Annotated in this window: 16 protein-coding genes; 8 read left to right on the top strand and 8 right to left on the bottom strand. The window is 54.8% G+C overall.

What is annotated here, in order from left to right; all coding sequences use genetic code 11:
- Positions 1-236: 236 nt before the first annotated feature.
- Positions 237-737: a helix-turn-helix domain-containing protein gene (locus IV493_RS00495; protein WP_013359375.1), complete on the top strand. Its 501-nt coding sequence runs from the start codon at positions 237-239 to the stop codon at positions 735-737.
- Here the strand turns inward: IV493_RS00495 and IV493_RS00490 are convergent, their stop codons facing one another.
- On the bottom strand, positions 738-1,397 hold the full coding sequence (locus IV493_RS00490; protein WP_013359376.1) for an epoxyqueuosine reductase QueH: 660 nt from the start codon (positions 1,395-1,397) through the stop codon (positions 738-740).
- Positions 1,398-1,668: 271 nt separating this feature from the next.
- Here IV493_RS00490 and IV493_RS00485 point away from each other — a divergent pair, with 271 nt between their 5' ends.
- Positions 1,669-3,057, top strand: coding sequence for a sugar porter family MFS transporter (locus tag IV493_RS00485; protein ID WP_013359377.1), 1,389 nt, complete (start codon positions 1,669-1,671; stop codon positions 3,055-3,057).
- A 15-nt stretch (positions 3,058-3,072) separates the two neighbouring features.
- Here IV493_RS00485 and IV493_RS00480 read toward each other — a convergent pair whose 3' ends face one another.
- On the bottom strand, positions 3,073-3,750 hold the full coding sequence (locus tag IV493_RS00480; RefSeq protein ID WP_013359378.1) for an SDR family oxidoreductase: 678 nt from the start codon (positions 3,748-3,750) through the stop codon (positions 3,073-3,075).
- A 227-nt stretch (positions 3,751-3,977) separates the two neighbouring features.
- Here IV493_RS00480 and IV493_RS00475 point away from each other — a divergent pair, with 227 nt between their 5' ends.
- Positions 3,978-4,997 carry a LacI family DNA-binding transcriptional regulator gene (locus IV493_RS00475; protein ID WP_013359380.1) on the top strand — a complete coding sequence of 340 codons (1,020 nt, stop codon included), beginning with the start codon at positions 3,978-3,980 and terminating at the stop codon, positions 4,995-4,997.
- 58 nt (positions 4,998-5,055) lie between these two features.
- On the opposite strand, the gene IV493_RS00470 is transcribed toward IV493_RS00475, so the two are convergent.
- Positions 5,056-5,883: a hypothetical protein gene (locus IV493_RS00470; RefSeq protein ID WP_195857596.1), complete on the bottom strand. Its 828-nt coding sequence runs from the start codon at positions 5,881-5,883 to the stop codon at positions 5,056-5,058.
- A 1-nt stretch (position 5,884) separates the two neighbouring features.
- Positions 5,885-6,082 carry a hypothetical protein gene (locus IV493_RS00465; protein ID WP_013359382.1) on the bottom strand — a complete coding sequence of 66 codons (198 nt, stop codon included), beginning with the start codon at positions 6,080-6,082 and terminating at the stop codon, positions 5,885-5,887.
- Between the two features lie 293 nt (positions 6,083-6,375).
- Between IV493_RS00465 and IV493_RS00460 the strand changes: the two genes are divergently transcribed.
- A complete protein-coding gene (locus IV493_RS00460; protein ID WP_095706548.1) occupies positions 6,376-7,362 on the top strand; it encodes an aldo/keto reductase in 987 nt (328 codons plus the stop codon).
- Positions 7,363-7,369: 7 nt separating this feature from the next.
- On the opposite strand, the gene IV493_RS00455 is transcribed toward IV493_RS00460, so the two are convergent.
- Complete coding sequence (locus tag IV493_RS00455) at positions 7,370-8,554, bottom strand: NAD(P)/FAD-dependent oxidoreductase (RefSeq protein WP_195857595.1); 1,185 nt, start codon at positions 8,552-8,554, stop codon at positions 7,370-7,372.
- Between the two features lie 243 nt (positions 8,555-8,797).
- On the opposite strand from IV493_RS00455, the gene pitA reads away from it, so the two are divergent.
- Positions 8,798-10,300: an inorganic phosphate transporter PitA gene (pitA, locus tag IV493_RS00450; protein WP_143813135.1), complete on the top strand. Its 1,503-nt coding sequence runs from the start codon at positions 8,798-8,800 to the stop codon at positions 10,298-10,300.
- A gap of 37 nt (positions 10,301-10,337) precedes the next feature.
- Here pitA and uspB read toward each other — a convergent pair whose 3' ends face one another.
- Entirely contained in the window at positions 10,338-10,673 is a 336-nt protein-coding gene (gene uspB, locus IV493_RS00445) for a universal stress protein UspB (protein WP_013359386.1), read from the bottom strand.
- 415 nt (positions 10,674-11,088) lie between these two features.
- On the opposite strand from uspB, the gene uspA reads away from it, so the two are divergent.
- Positions 11,089-11,526 (top strand): universal stress protein UspA, encoded by a 438-nt coding sequence (uspA, locus tag IV493_RS00440; RefSeq protein WP_147789621.1) that lies wholly within the window; start codon positions 11,089-11,091, stop codon positions 11,524-11,526.
- A gap of 441 nt (positions 11,527-11,967) precedes the next feature.
- A complete protein-coding gene (locus tag IV493_RS00435; RefSeq protein ID WP_147789622.1) occupies positions 11,968-12,210 on the top strand; it encodes a hypothetical protein in 243 nt (80 codons plus the stop codon).
- Between the two features lie 189 nt (positions 12,211-12,399).
- On the opposite strand, the gene rsmJ is transcribed toward IV493_RS00435, so the two are convergent.
- Positions 12,400-13,158, bottom strand: a complete 759-nt coding sequence (rsmJ, locus tag IV493_RS00430; protein WP_147789623.1) for a 16S rRNA (guanine(1516)-N(2))-methyltransferase RsmJ — start codon at positions 13,156-13,158, stop codon at positions 12,400-12,402.
- 8 nt (positions 13,159-13,166) lie between these two features.
- Positions 13,167-15,209: an oligopeptidase A gene (prlC, locus tag IV493_RS00425; RefSeq protein ID WP_013359389.1), complete on the bottom strand. Its 2,043-nt coding sequence runs from the start codon at positions 15,207-15,209 to the stop codon at positions 13,167-13,169.
- Positions 15,210-15,615: 406 nt separating this feature from the next.
- Here prlC and IV493_RS00420 point away from each other — a divergent pair, with 406 nt between their 5' ends.
- Complete coding sequence (locus tag IV493_RS00420) at positions 15,616-16,458, top strand: 23S rRNA (adenine(2030)-N(6))-methyltransferase RlmJ (RefSeq protein WP_033734342.1); 843 nt, start codon at positions 15,616-15,618, stop codon at positions 16,456-16,458.
- Positions 16,459-16,461 lie beyond the last annotated feature (3 nt).

Raw genomic sequence — 16,461 nt, 5'->3', positions numbered from 1 at the left:
CACGAAGCGGCAAGCGAAATACTATGCTCGCGTTTATCGTTATCCGCCCGGGATCAATTATTCCCCTTATAATTAACAACAGACTAATTACAATTCATCTGTTTTATTAAAAACTGCTGTTCATATGAATCTCTTCAGAGATAACGATTCAAATACTGAAAGAACTTTACGCAAAGAATAAGCACATTAAGATAAATAATTCATAATTCCGCTGAATTAAACAGGGGAGAACAGCTATGAAAGAAAACAGATATAACGAAAGCGTGATCGTCTCTATCACTGAGTGGATTAACAATAATCTCGACCAGCGTTTAAGCGTGGATGATATTGCAGAAAAAGCCGGGTATTCGAAATGGTATTTACAGAAACTCTTTGCCCGTTATCATAATGAAACGCTGGCGCGCTATATTCGTAAGAAAAAACTTAACGCCAGTGTGAATGATTTAAAAAACAGCCGCACGCCCATCATCAGCCTGGCGCTGAAATACCATTTTGAAAGCCAGCAATCTTTTACCCGCTCGTTTAAGCAGATTATGGGCTGCACGCCAAGCGCCTGCCGTAAACGACTGATGAGTGAAGAAGCGAAGCAGCAGATGGCCGACGTCGACGACCCCTGCGCGCTGTGCAGCTACGTCCGGCCAGGCAGTATAAAGCAGAGCTGTGGCGTAACAGTCCGGCCTGTTACGCGCTCAGCGCGCGGCTATGCGCAGGCAGATGCTTTCTGCGATATCAGTTAATCAGGATTCATCCGGCTGATAATATTGCACACCAATCTTAATACGCTCACGTCCCTGGGTGACGCGATGACGATTGGTGTCGCGCAGTGAATAGACGCAGCCGCAATATTCCTGCTGATAGAAGCTCTCGCGCTTGCTGATTTCAATCATTCGCGCCGATCCGCCACCTTTACGCCAGTTAAAATCCCAGTAGAGCAGATCCGGATACGCCGCCGCTGCGCGGACACCACAGCTATTAATCTGCTTCATATCTTTCCAGCGTGAAATACCCAGACAACTGGTCATTACCGGGAATCCGTTTTCATGGGCATAGAGTGCCGTGCGCTCAAAACGCATATCAAAGCACATGGTGCAGCGTTCACCCCGTTCCGGCGACCACTCCAGCCCGCGCGCCCGCTCAAACCAGTTATCCCGGTCGTAGTCAGCATCGACAAACGGCACGCCAAATTTCTCGGCAAAGCGAATATTCTCCTCTTTGCGCAGCTCATACTCTTTGAGCGGATGAATATTCGGGTTGTAGAAATAGATGGTGTATTCAATGCCGGAGGCCAGCATCGCTTCCATCACTTCCCCCGAACAGGGTGCGCAGCAGGAGTGCAGTAAAACTTTTTTATGGCCGCCCGGCAAGGGCAGCGGCTGACGCTGGAAAGGTTCAGACATAAGTACCTTCAATCAATAGCAGAAAGGCGGAAGTGTAATGCCGCAGGCGGTCAGTTGCAAAATCTGACCTGATGCAGGCTGCTTTGCATATTCGTGCCTTGGCTGCGGTTTCCCGTTTCTGCATCAACCTGCTGATCTCCGATGCTTTCTTTTCACAGCCATGTTGTGCGACCCCAGCGATAGCCGGAAGTGTGATCGGACCCACATTGATATCGACTATGTTTACATAACATTAACAATATTGACACTGAATCACCGCAAGGAGACTCGCATGGCCGCGGCTAAAAAATCGGGAAATCATCAGAACCGTTTTACCTGGTTCGTCTGTTTTATGGCGGCGCTGTCCGGCCTGTTGTTTGGTCTGGATATCGGCGTCATCGCAGGGGCCTTGCCGTTCCTGGCGAAAGATTTGCAGATTACCAACCATCAGCAGGAGTGGGTGGTGAGTTCGATGATGTTTGGTGCGGCGCTGGGTGCGCTGGCGGCGGGCTGGATGTCCTCAAAGCTGGGACGTAAGAAAAGCATGCTGGCGGGCGCGACGCTGTTTGTGATTGGTTCGCTGTGGTCCGCCTTTTCTCCCGATGTGGAGTCGCTGGTCTGTGCCCGTGTGATGCTGGGGTTGGCGGTAGGGATCGCCTCTTATACCGCGCCACTCTATCTGGCGGAGATTGCGCCGGAACGTATTCGTGGCTCAATGATTTCGATGTACCAGCTGATGCTGACCACCGGCATCGTGGTCGCTTATCTCTCCGACACCGCGTTCAGTTACAGCGGCAACTGGCGCGGGATGCTCGGCGTTATCGCTATTCCGGCGGTGATCCTGTTTATCGGCGTGCTGTTTTTGCCCAACAGTCCGCGCTGGCTGGCGGCGCACGGCCGTTTCAACGAGGCGCAGCGCGTGCTGGATCGGCTGCGTAACAGCAGCGAACAGGCACGGGAGGAGCTGGAAGAGATCCGGGAAAGCCTCCAGGTGAAACAGCGCGGCTGGTCGCTGTTCCGCTCTAATGGCAATTTCCGCCGCGCGGTCTGGCTGGGGATGCTGCTACAGGTAATGCAGCAGTTTACCGGCATGAACGTGGTGATGTATTACGCCCCTAAAATCTTCAATATTGCCGGTTTCTCCAGCACCAGTGAGCAGATGTGGGGCACGGTGATTGTCGGGCTGGTCAACATGCTGGCCACGCTGATTGCCATCTTTTTTGTCGATCGCTGGGGTCGCAAGCCTATGCTCACCACCAGTTTTCTGGTGATGGCGGTGGGCATGGGCGTACTGGGCACGCTGCTGCATATCGGCGTCGAAACAGATTTCCGCAAATACTTTGCGGTCGCGATGCTGCTGATGTTTATCGTTGGCTTTGCAATGGCGGCCGGACCGGTCATCTGGCTGCTCTGTTCAGAAATTCAGCCGCTGAAAGGGCGTGACTTCGGCATTACTGCTTCCACCACCACCAACTGGGTCGGCAACATGATAGTGGGAGCCACTTTCCTGACGATGCTGGATCAACTGGGCAATGCCAACACCTTCTGGTTCTACGGCGCGCTCAACCTGGTGTTTATCGTGCTGACGATGATGCTGGTACCCGAGACCAAACATGTGACGCTGGAGCACATTGAACGCAACCTGATGAAGGGTAAGGCACTGCGGGACATCGGGGCGTAACCGCCCCGTATCAGCCTACCACTGCAGCTGCTGGCCGGCGTAATCGACGTAGTGATGACCCCCGCGTCCGCGCCATTGGGTCAGCTGCTGAACGATACCGGCGGCGCTCTCTTCTGCCGTCAGCGGCGCACTCTCGCCGCCCATATCCGTTTTCACCCAGCCGGGATGCAGCGTCAGCAGCGTCCCGTTCTGTGCTTCAACCGCCGGCGTCAGCGTGCGGCTCAGCATATTCAGTGCGGCTTTGCTGGCCGAGTAAATCGGCATCTGCGCCTCCGGATTTTCATTCAGGCTGCCGAGCTGGGATGAGGTCAGCGCCAGTACGCCCTCCGGCTTCAGCAGCGGCAGCAGAATCTCTGCAGTGCGAACCGGGGCTATCGCATTGGTCAGGAACAGCTGTGCCAGTTCCTGATCGTCACTCTGCGACACCTTCTGGTGCGAAGGCCCGGAAATTCCGGCATTGATGAGAATCGCATCGAACGCGTTGCCACTGAGCTGGCCCGCAAGCTGCTGAACCGCCGATGCGTCGGTCATATCCAGCGCCTGCCAGTCGATACCTGGCCTGTTGCCCTGTTCCGGAACACCGCTGCGATGGGTGGCTGTAACCTGCCAGCCGTCACCGGCAAACGCCTGCACGACCGCCAGACCGATACCGCGTGAAGCACCAATAATCAGAACTTCTTTTTGCTGCGCCATATTCACTCCTCGTTAATTGTCTCGCTACAAGCTTAACGGTATTTCCGCCCGGACAGCGGCCCGCTGTGCTTTTTAACCTGACGACCGCACTGAGGGTAAAAGCGCATGGCGCAACGCTGTTGATGGTTTTCCATCATCAAATTACTTTATCTTTTACTTTTAACCGGTTAGAAGAGATAAACAGTCTGGCAGGCAGCAGCTAATCGCCATTTACGCGTGGAGTCTGAATGAAAAAGCTCACCTTAGAGGTGGTGGCAAAAATGGCGGGCGTCGGGATTGCGACGGTTGACCGGGTGCTGAATGAGCGCGGCGGCGTCTCGCTGGAGACCAGCCGCAAAGTTCTGAAGGCCGCGCGTGAAGCGGGACTCCGGCGTCTGCTGCCAGAGGAGTATCAGCATCCGTGGCAAATCGAAGTCTTCCTTAGTAACAACGGCTCATCCTTTTTTCAGCAGCTCACCACCTGTTTCAGCGAGATCGCCAGTCAGCTTGGCTATCGCCGCCTGAAGCTGCACAAAACGCTCGTGGCCGAAGCGCAGCCCGAGCAGCTGGCGCAGAGCATTGTCGCCCGCAGCAGCACCCGCGACGGCATTATCGTGTTTGCACATGACTCACCGCCTGTCTATCGGGCACTGGCGCTGTGCCGCAGCCGCAATGTGCCGGTGATCACCATCGTCACCGATCTGCCCGACGCTGACCGCCTGTGTCATGTTGGCATCGACCAGTATCAGGCAGGCCGCACCGCGGGCCTTCTGATGAGTAAAACCCTGAACCAGCCCGGCGACATTCTGATGGTCAGCGGCCGCTTTGATTATCGCGCCCACCGTCAGCGTATCGCCGGCTTCCGTGAAGCCATGGAGCAGCGTGCGCCGCAGCGTTATCTGCGTGAGGTGCTGTCGGGTCAGGATCAGCGGGAAACCATCCGCAGCGAGCTGGCCCGCAATCTGCGTTCGTCACAGGCGATTGCCGGGGTCTACAACACCGGCATGGGCAACACGGACGTCAGCGATACCCTGCGCGCTCATCAGCTGCTGGGTAAATGCACCTACATCACCCACGAGCTTTATGATGTGACCCGTCAGCTACTGCTGAACGATGAAGTGGCGTTTACGCTGGATCAACATGCCCGGCAGCATGCCCGATTAGCGATCGATCTGATGCTGAGTCATCTGGAAACCGGCTATCAGCCGGATGTCTATCAGGCGGGTAAAGTCGCGTTCCGGCTGTTTACGGCGGAAAATATGGTGTGAGATGAACCCGGTTTCCCCTGATGAGACAATTTAATCAGGGAAAACCAAGTGAGCATTCTTAATCCGACTCGTCACGGCTTTCATTGCTGTCCGGACTGTCGTCATCATTACCCTGACTCTTCTCCACTTCCTGCGGATGTCCCATCGAAAGTGCCGTGGCGCTGGCCGGATCGAACAGTGACAGACTCTCAATCTGGTCCACCATAATCACTTTACGGAACGACATCGCATCTTTAGGCTTCGAGTCGAGCGTGATCTCATGCTCGGCGTACCATTTGCTGTAGTTATGCTCTACCGCCAGCTTCAGCGTTTTGCTGTCGCGATAGCCGCTCAGCATCGGGATCAGCACGATGTTTTTGGTGCTCTCATATTCAAAGGTCGAGGCATGCACCATGCCGATGTAAATACGGCGCGACTTCAGCGTAATCCACGCCAGCTCGCCCTCTTCCATGCACTGAAACAGCAGTTGCTCCACGCCGTTGGATCGTGACAGCCGCTGATAGAGATCTTTACGCCCTGATACATTCAGGCGTGCGCTGCCCGCCCAGTTTGAGCGATAGAGGCAGAGCAGAATGGCGAAGGCGAGCATAATGACAACCGGTGCCTGGATGCCCAGGAAACTCCAGTTCATGAACTCCACCTGCCACTTCAGATGCACGCCGGGGATCATCTGCAGGGCATTGGCGACACCGGACATACAGAGCAGCAGCAGCCAGACGATGCCGGTGGCGAACACGCCCTGCAGAACAAAAATACAGCCGTAAAGCGCGACCAGAAAATAGACATCCCAGCCCGACGAGCGGCGGATTTTAAAGCGGCTGTTTAAATCACGGCTGGTGTACCAGTAACCACTGACCATCAGCACCATAAATATTGCGGTACCCACCTTACACTCCCTTTAACGTATTCACATGGCGGGCAAAATCTTCGTGGACTTCCTCACTCAGCGTATTGACCGAGATATTGCCGTTCTCATCAATAATGATGCGCTCACCTTCGGCGATGGAGTCGTTGATATCCTGACGGGTCATGATCTGTAGAAACTTCTCGGGACTGGCAAAGACCGACTTAACAAATTTAAACATAGCGATCCCATTGTTGGCCTGAAAATTGAAGTATGTGACCGAATCCACACTCTCGCCTGTTTAATTTCAGGTGAAATTTCTTAAAATCAATTAATTAGCGAAGCGGTATCCACACGATCCGGCCTGTTTTTTGCAGAAATCTTCAACGTAACCAGCAGCCTGCCGCAAAAAACCTCCTGTTTATACGGGTCTGGTATGCAATAACGCCGAATCGCCTCACCGCCGGAAAGCGCTAAGATCAATGGTTAGCCCTTTTCTGTCACCCTGTCTGAAACGCATCGAGGAAGGTTTGCATGAAATTACGAACACTGGGCCGTACCGGTCAGCGCGTCTCTGAAATTGGCTTTGGCGCATGGGCCATTGGCGGAACCTGGGGAGAAGTGAGCATGGAGGATGCCAAAGCCGCGCTGAACGCCGCGCTGGATGCGGGCATCACCTTTATTGATACCGCCGATGTCTATGGCGATGGCCGCTCCGAAAAGATTATTGCGGAGGTGCTGAACCAGCGCGGCGGGGAACGCCCGTTTGTCGCCACCAAACTGGGGCGTCGCCTTTCACCGCACGTGACTGAGGGCTACAACGCCGAAAATCTCAACGCCTTTATCGATCGCTCACGTGAAAATCTGCAGACCGAAACGCTGGATCTGGTGCAGCTGCACTGCCCGCCGACCGAGGTCTACTACAACCCGGACGTCTTCGCGGTGATGGATGAGATGGTGGCCGCCGGAAAAATCCGTCACTACGGTGTTTCCGTTGAGAAAGTCGAGGAAGGGCTGAAGGCGCTGGAATTTCCCAACGTCTCGTCGATTCAGCTGATCTACAACATTTTCCGCCAGCGTCCGGCGGAACTGCTACTGCGTGAGGCGAAACGCCGTGATGTGGCGATCATCGCCCGTGTGCCACTGGCGTCAGGTCTGCTGACCGGTAAAATGAATGCCGACAGCGTGTTTGCCGCTGACGACCATCGCACCTTTAACCGCAATGGCGAAGCGTTCGATAAGGGCGAGACCTTCTCCGGCGTGCCGTATGAGGTGGCGCTGGAAGCGGTTGAGGAGATTCGCCGCTTCGTCACCGGGGACACCACCATGGCGATGTTTGCGCTGCGCTGGATCCTGATGAACGAAGATGTCAGCGTGGTGATTCCTGGCGCGAAAAATCGCGAACAGGCTGAAGCCAATGCCCGCGCCAGCGATGTCGATGCGCTCTCTGAGGAGACGATGGCAGCGCTGAAGCAGATCTATCAGGAGAAGATCGCGCCTCACGTCCATCAGCGCTGGTAAACGCGCGTTACAACGCCTGGGCACAGGCCCAGGCGGAACTCCAGGCCCACTGGAAGTTATAGCCGCCCAGCCAGCCGGTGACATCGGCCACTTCGCCAATAAAGTAAAGCCCCGGCACCGCACGCGCCTCCATGGTTTTCGAGGAGAGCTGCGTCGTATCCACGCCGCCCAGCGTTACTTCCGCCGTACGATAGCCCTCTGTGCCGTTTGGCTGGATGCGCCAGGCGTGCAGCGTCTGCGCCAGCTCAGTTTGCTGTTTGCTGTTGAGCTGCTTCAGCGTGATGTCCGGCACCACCTTCAGCGCCTGCAGGACTTCCACCAGGCGCTTCGGCAGAATTTTCGCCAGGCTGTTTTTCAGGCTGAGATTCGGATGTGTTTCACGCTGTGCCGTCAGAAACGCCTCAAGCGGTGTGGCGGGCGACAGATCGATAGTGACGAATTCACCCGGCTGCCAGTAGCTGGAAATCTGCAATACCGCCGGACCGGACAGGCCGCGATGGGTGAAGAGCATCGCCTCTTTGAAGCGGGTGCCATCCTGCGCATCAATCGTGGTCTCCAGCGCCACGCCTGACAGCGTCTGCAGCTGCTCCAGCAGCGGCTTGTGCAGAGTAAAAGGCACCAGCGCCGCCCGCGTCGGAAAGACGCTCAGGCCGAACTGCTCCGCAATTTTATAGCCAAATGGCGAAGCCCCCAGACCTGGCATCGACAGGCCGCCGCTGGCGATGACCAGCTTCTCCGCCTGAACCGTACTGCCGTTGAGTTGCAGGGTATAACCGCTTTCATCGCGCGCCACGCTGAGCACTTCACTGCGCAGCCGCAGGGTGACATTGCCCTTGTCACATTCGGCCAGCAGCAGATCGACAATCTGCTGAGCCGAGTCATCACAGAAGAGCTGACCCAGGGTTTTCTCATGCCAGGCAATACCATGACGATTGACCAGATCGATAAAATCCCACTGGGTATAACGCGCCAGCGCCGATTTACAGAAGTGGGGATTGTGCGACAGATAGGCCGCCGGTTCGGTATAGAGGTTGGTGAAGTTGCAGCGGCCACCGCCCGACATCAGAATCTTGCGTCCCGGCTTTTTGCCGTTATCCAGCAGTAACACGCGGCGTCCCCGCTGTCCGGCCTGGGCGGCACAGAACAGACCGGCGGCGCCGGCACCAATGATGATAACGTCAAACTGTTCCACTGCGGTTCACTCACTTAACTGGAAAGGCGCAGATTGTAGTGATCTGCTCACTGAGACGCCAGCGTCAAAAAATTGCCGTAAATGTGTCATATTGTATCTGCTTAATATCTAACCCTTTTTAGCTGAGTTACCCTTCAGCCTTACGACGAAAGGTCAAATTAACGCTATATTTTCCTTTCCCATACAGCACGTTGTCGCGGATAATGCGCCGCGTTCATGTCCTCCAAAAATGGCGTAACGTTTATGCTACATCTGTTTGCTGGTCTAGACCTCAGTACTAGCCTGTTATTGGTTCTTGCCCTGCTGTTTGTATTGTTTTACGAAGCGATCAACGGTTTCCACGACACGGCCAACGCAGTTGCGACGGTCATCTATACGCGTGCCATGCGTGCCCAGCTTGCTGTGGTGATGGCGGGTGTATTCAACTTCCTTGGCGTGCTGCTCGGTGGATTGAGTGTCGCTTACGCTATTGTTCATATGCTTCCCACCGATCTGTTGTTAAATGTTGGATCGGCTCACGGTCTCGCCATGGTGTTTTCTATGCTGCTGGCGGCGATTATCTGGAACCTCGGCACCTGGTATCTCGGTCTGCCGGCCTCAAGCTCCCATACCCTGATCGGCGCCATTATCGGTATCGGTCTGACCAACGCCCTGATGACCGGAACCTCGGTAGTTGATGCACTCAACATCCCGAAAGTCCTGAACATCTTCCTTTCTCTGATCCTGTCGCCGATTGTCGGCCTGGTGATGGCGGGCGGCTTGATCTTCATTCTGCGTCGCTACTGGAGTAATACCAAAAAGCGTGCGCGTATTCATATGACGCCTGCTGACCGCGAGAAGATCGACGGCAAGAAAAAGCCGCCGTTCTGGACCCGTATCGCCCTGATTGTTTCGGCAATTGGCGTGAGCTATTCGCACGGCGCGAATGACGGTCAGAAAGGCATTGGCCTGATCATGCTGGTCCTGATTGGCGTGGCTCCGGCCGGTTTCGTGGTAAATATGAATGCCTCCGGTTATGACATTACGCGTACCCGCGATGCGGTTAATCACCTGGAGCAGTATTACCAGCAGCATAACGCCTCGCTGACGCACATCATCCAGATGGCACCGCCTAAGCTGCCAACGCCGGAAGAAGTGCCAGCGACCAGCCCGCAGGAGTTCCACTGTGACAGCGCACGCGCACTGCAGGCGGTTCAGCGTGCTCAGGTGTTGCTGAATAATCTGCAGAGCTACGATCAGCTGACGGTTGATCAGCGCGGCCAGATGCGTCGTCTGCTGCTGTGTATCTCAGACACCGCCGATAAAGCGGCCCGTCTGGAAGAGACCTCGCCAGATGACAAGCGCTTCCTCAATAAGCTGAAAAGCGACCTGCTTGGCACCATCGAGTATGCGCCGATCTGGATTATTGTGGCCGTCGCGCTGGCGCTGGGCATCGGCACCATGATTGGCTGGCGTCGTGTTGCCACCACCATTGGTGAGAAGATTGGTAAAAAAGGCATGACCTATGCACAGGGCATGTCAGCGCAAGTGACCGCCGCGCTGTCGATTGGCGTCGCCAGCTATACCGGCATGCCAGTCTCCACTACGCATATCCTATCTTCATCGGTAGCCGGTACGATGCTGGTTGACGGGGGCGGACTGCAGAGCCGGACCATCAAGAACATCGCCATGGCGTGGATCTTCACCCTGCCGGTCTGTATTCTGCTGTCAGGTTCGCTCTACTGGATTGCCTTGAAACTGGTGTGATGCCAGCAGACAAAAGGGCGACGTAAGTCGCCCTTTTTTAATGCCAGATCGCCAGCGCCACCAGACTTATCACTACCAGTCCGCACAGTGCACTGGTCAGAAGAAACTGCCCCCGCACCCGCTCGCAGCGCCGGATAAACTCATCGTCATGATGATCAAGATAGCGCTTTGCCCAGATATAGGTGACCAGCCGCACCTGCTTGCTCGGCTGACCGTGAGAGGTGAAGAATCCCGCCCCATCGACATACTGATACAGCAGCGGATCACAGCCCCGTAATACCGCCAGCAGGGCACGCAGCGATGAAAAATAGCGCGCCATATTCACGATACACACCACACAAAGAGCCCAAAAAAGCGCAATAGTGTTGATCATATTCTCCCCCTCCCGACTGGCATCGCAGCAACAGACCCAGCGTCAGACACTGTATCCGCCTGCAGAAAAAACCAGCCACTGAATCACCGGACTGCGAAAATTTTCGACCCCCTGAGCGGCTGCGAACCGGACCGCCTTTTTTCAGTGTAGGAGAATTCTTTACATTTTTTCCAACGATGATTTTCGTTCAGCGCGAGTAAATCTGGCATAGCCTTGATCTTATTCATAAGCCAGGCGGCAACGGCAGCATTTGCAGTGAGAGAAGGCTATACTCAGAACATAACAACATCATCACCTGCAACGCAGGTAGACACTTTGGTGGCGCTCATCGCCCGCTCGCGCAAAGGATTTCGCTAAGCTGTGACGCGGCAGGAACACCGGATGCCATCCTTAATCTCGTGAAAGGAGTTTTATCATGGCTTATAAACACATCCTGATTGCAGTAGACCTTTCTCCCGAAAGTCAGTTACTGGTGGATAAGGCCGTCTCGCTGGCTCGCCCGTACGATGCCAGAATTTCCCTGATTCACGTTGATGTGAATTACTCCGACCTCTACACCGGCCTGATTGATGTCAACTTAGGGGATATGCAGAAGCGCATCTCTGAAGAGACGCATACGGCACTGAAAGGGTTATCAGATGCCGCGGGCTATCCGATCAGCGAGACGCTGAGCGGCAGTGGCGACCTCGGCCAGGTGCTGGTTGATGCGATCAAAAAATATGACGTTGACCTGGTGGTGTGCGGTCATCATCAGGATTTCTGGAGCAAGCTGATGTCTTCAGCTCGTCAGTTGATCAATACCGTGCATATCGACATGCTGATTGTGCCGCTGCGCGATGAAGACGAAGAGTAACCGCTGTTATTAAAGCCGGTGTAAGCCGGCTTTTTATCGGGCTGAATATATTTACTCTTTATTCTGGCTCGCGATTTAAGTTCCTTATTCCCGGACCACGCCACCTGAATTTCTTTTTATTTATAAACATATCCACCAGCCTGACTTTACACAAAACTCAATATATGCTGCTTTATCATTTCTAATCTCCTTTTATATTACCTCCTTTTAGCACTGTAACTACAGTCCTATACATAAATTCAAAGCCATCATTACATTGCTCATTCATCCAGTCGCTAATGATAGAAACTTTATTAATAGCAAAGCGTAATTTATCAAAATCTTACTATAGGAAAAGCTTAATTCATCCGTTATCTTTCGCTGGCTTATCTGCTGCGCAGGCAACGGGTAAAGCAGAGTAATGATTCCCATTATTTAAAAAAACCAATAAGGATATTAAAAATGAGAGAGATTAATCAGACAGAAATTGCTGCCGTTAGCGGCGCGGGCCTGACTGAATTTCTGGGTGAGGTTAATACCGCACTGACTGAAGTATCAGGTTTATACGACACCACCGTCGCATCAATCAAGGAAAGCACTGATCTGGGTCAGACTCTAGGTCTGACCTACAAAGCCATTGGTCTGAACTTCGCCAAAAGCTTTTTGAACGCATTTTCAGGCTTCCTGACTAAATTAGCCGCCTGACCGAATCAGTAACACCGCATTAACGCGACAACGCCCGTGCGGATAATTAAAGCCTGCCTGATAGTATTTCAGGCAGGCTTTTTTATTTAGCAAAAATATTATGCCGGGTCACTTTCAGACCAGGCATACGGAGATAAGCAGCAGGAAAATTATTATGGCCTGAAGCAATCGCTTCAGATCGTCATTCGTCTAAAGCGTACTGACCAGCGGCGTATAAATATCAAAGCGATGGCTTTTCGTCACCACAGCCGCCTGCGTCACGATACCCGCCAGCGGCGGTGCATAGTCTGGCCGTTTGACCACAATCCGTTTCTTCGCCAGCCGCCGGGCCGGTTCCAGTAGCGCATCGGCATCTTCATCCGGCCCTACCAGCGACTGAAAGACCCGCATCTCCTTTTTTACCAGCGCACTTTTCTGGCGATGGGGATACATCGGATCAAGATAGACCACATCCGGCTGCGGCGTAATCTCGCCCAGCGCCTGCGCACTGGCTGCATGAATCAGCGTCAGGCGGTCGCGCAGCCAGGGGCCAATTTCCGCATCCTGATAACCGCGCTGCAGGCCATCTTCCAGCAGCGCAGCCACGACAGGATGGCGTTCCAGCATCCGCACCCGGCAGCCGAGCGCCGCCAGCACAAACGCATCACGTCCAAGTCCGGCCGTCGCATCCACCACATCCGGCAGATAGCCGCCTTTAATGCCAACCGCTTTGGCGACAGCTTCGCCACGTCCACCGCCGAAGCGACGGCGATGCGCCATTGCCCCGGTGACGAAATCAACAAAAATACCGCCCAGCTTTGGCTCATCACGCTTGCGCAGCTCAAGGTGCGTCGGCGTCTGCACCAGCGCCAGCAGCGCGTCTTCGTCGTGCTCCAGCTGCCAGCGCTGCGCTAAACGTGATAAGGCGCCGTCTCCGGCGCCTGATTCATCGAGCAAACAGATTTTCACGAACCGACTTATCCCTGAATGCCGTAATGTTCCAGCATCGCATCGAGCTGTGGCTCACGGCCACGGAAGCGTTTGAACAGCTCCATCGGCTCTTCAGAACCGCCACGCGTCAGGATGTTATCCAGGAACGACTGACCAGTTTCACGGTTAAAGATGCCCTCTTCCTCGAAGCGGGAGTAAGCATCCGCCGCCAGCACGTCCGCCCAAAGATAGCTGTAGTAACCTGCTGCATAGCCACCGGCAAAGATGTGGCTGAAGGCGTGCGGGAAACGGCCCCATTCCGGACTCGGAACGACTGCTACGCGGCTTTTCACTTCGCGCAGGGTTTCCAGAATCTGTGCGCCTTTCTCCGGATTAAACTCGGTATGCAGACGGAAATCGAACAGGCCGAACTCCAGCTGACGCAGGATAAACAGCGCGGCCTGATAGTTTTTCGCCGCCAGCATTTTATCCAGCAGTTCTTTCGGCAGCGGTTCGCCGGTCTCAAAGTGACCGGAGATAAAGGCCAGCGCATCCGGCTCCCAGCACCAGTTTTCCATGAACTGGCTTGGCAGTTCGACCGCATCCCATGGCACACCGCTGATACCGGAAACGCCAGGCGCTTCGATGCGGGTCAGCATGTGGTGCAGGCCGTGACCAAACTCATGGAACAGGGTAATCACTTCGTCATGGGTGAACAGCGCAGGTTTGCCTTTCACCGGACGGTTAAAGTTACAGGTCAGGTAAGCAACGGGCTTCTGCAGGCTGCCATCGGCTTTACGCATCTGGCCCACGCAGTCATCCATCCAGGCACCGCCACGTTTGTGCTCGCGGGCGTAGAGGTCGAGATAGAAGCTGCCGCGCAGTTCACCGGTTTCATCGAACAAATCGAAGAACTTCACGTCAGGATGATAAACCTCAACGTCGGTACGCTGCTTCGCAGTGATACCGTAAATGCGTTTCACCACTTCGAACAGACCGGCGACCGCGCGCTCTTCCGGGAAGTAAGGACGCAGCTGCTCATCGCTGATGGTGTAGAGATGCTGCTTCTGCTTTTCACCATAATAAGTGAGATCCCATGGATTCAGCTGCTCAACGCCATGCTCTTTCTGCGCGAAGGCGCGCAGCTGCTCCAGCTCTTTTTCACCCTGCGGACGGGCGCGTTCAGCCAGGTCATTCAGGAAGTCGATCACCTGAGACGGGCTTTGCGCCATTTTGGTCGCCAGCGATTTATCCGCGTAGGAGTCGAAGCCCAGCAGCTGAGCCAGCTCGTGACGCAGCGCCAGCTCTTCCGCCATGATAGGACCGTTGTCCCATTTACCGGCGTTCGGACCCTGATCGGAAGCACGCGTCGCATAGGCGCGATACATCTCTTCGCGCAGCGCCGCGTTATCGCAGTAGGTCATGACCGGCAGATAGCTTGGAATATCCAGCGTCAGCAGCCAGCCTTCCTGCTCTTTGGCTTCAGCCTGAGCTTTCGCCGCCGCCAGCGCGCTTTCCGGCATACCGGCCAGCTCGCTTTCATCGGTGATCAGCTTGCTCCAGCCCATGGTCGCATCGAGCACGTTGTTGCTGTAAGCCGAACCCAGCTCAGAGAGGCGCGCGGCGATTTCGCCATAGCGCTGCTGTTTATCCTTTGGCAGGCCGATTCCAGAGAGTTCGAAATCACGCAGGGCGTTATCGACCGCTTTCTTCTGCGCCAGATCCAGTGCCGCGTATTGATCGCCCTCTTTGAGGTTGCGATACGCCTGATACAGCCCTTCATGCTGACCGACCCAGGTGCTGTATTCAGAGAGCAGCGGCAGCGTCTGCTCATAGGCTTCACGCAGCTCCGGGCTGTTTTTTACCGAATTAAGATGGCTGACCGGGGAGAAAATACGGCTCAGGCGATCGTCGGTTTCCGCCAGCGGCTGAACCAGGTTATCCCAGGTGTACGGCGCACCCTGCGCCACCACTTTTTCGACTTCTGCGCGGCATTGGCTCAGCACTTCCGTCACGGCAGGAACAACATGTTCAGGCTGGATAGCAGAAAAAGGGGGGAGCGTAAAAGATGTCAGTAGCGGATTGGTCATAGCGCAGTCCTTTATCGATGTATGGGGCGCAGCGGGTCGCGCAACGCAATCTAAGTAACATGCGGCTTAGTGTAGTGAAAATCAATGGGGGTCAGGATGAGGTGGGGAAGAAACGCGCGAATGGCTACCCGAAAGCCCGCTGCTTTTAAACTATGGCTGCGATTGCGATGAGCGCGTCGGGCAGCTTTCCGTACCTGCATGCCTGCAACAGGATGCCGCGCCCTGTAATCCCGATTTGTTATCACGCTTCTGGCCCATCGCCAGGCCATCCCTGATATAATCGCGGATTCTCATGCTTTTCCTGCGTCGGTTGCTGTGCGTCGTTCTGTGGGTAATACGTGAGGTAATAATTGGTATAAATTGATTCTCCATCAATTAAAACCTTATACATTCAACAGGATAAACAATGCTGAGTTATCGCCATAGCTTCCATGCGGGCAACCATGCCGACGTGCTGAAGCACACCGTTCTGAGCCTGATCATCACAGCGCTGAAAGAGAAAGAGAAACCGTTTTTCTATCTGGATACCCATGCAGGCGCAGGCCGCTACCAGCTGAGCGGCGAGCACGCCGAGCGTACCGGCGAATATCTGGAAGGCATCTCGCGTATCTGGCAACAGCCCGATGCACCGGAACTGCTGCAACCCTATTTTGACGCCATCGGTGCGCTGAATCGTGGCCCTTCTCTGCGCTACTATCCGGGTTCACCGCTGATTGCCCGTCATCTGCTGCGTGAAGATGACCGGCTGCAACTCACCGAGCTGCACTCCAGCGACTATCCGCTGCTGCGCAACGAGTTCAGCAAAGACAACCGCGCGCGCGTCGACCGTGCCGACGGTTATCAGCAGTTAAAATCGAAACTGCCACCGCCGTCGCGTCGCGGTCTGGTGCTGATTGACCCGCCTTATGAGATGAAAAGCGACTACCAGGCAGTAGTGAAAGGCATTCAGGAAGGTCATAAACGGTTTGGCACCGGCGTCTTTGCGCTGTGGTATCCGGTGGTGTTACGTCAGCAGATCAAACACATGCTGCGTGACCTGGAAGCAACCGGCATCCGCAATATCCTGCAGATCGAACTGGCTGCCCGTCCGGACAGCGATCAGCGCGGCATGACCGCCTCCGGCATGATCGTGATTAACCCGCCGTGGAAGCTGGCCGATCAGATGAATACCCTGCTGCCATGGCTGCACAAAAAACTGGTTCCGGCCGGTACCGGTCACTTCGTGGTGAACCAGATCGTTCCTGAATAACCG

It is taken from the genome of Pantoea sp. SM3640 (assembly GCF_015654165.1).
In the GTDB taxonomy this organism is placed as follows: Bacteria; Pseudomonadota; Gammaproteobacteria; order Enterobacterales; family Enterobacteriaceae; genus Pantoea; species Pantoea vagans.
This window is presented reverse-complemented; position numbering and strand designations above follow the sequence as displayed.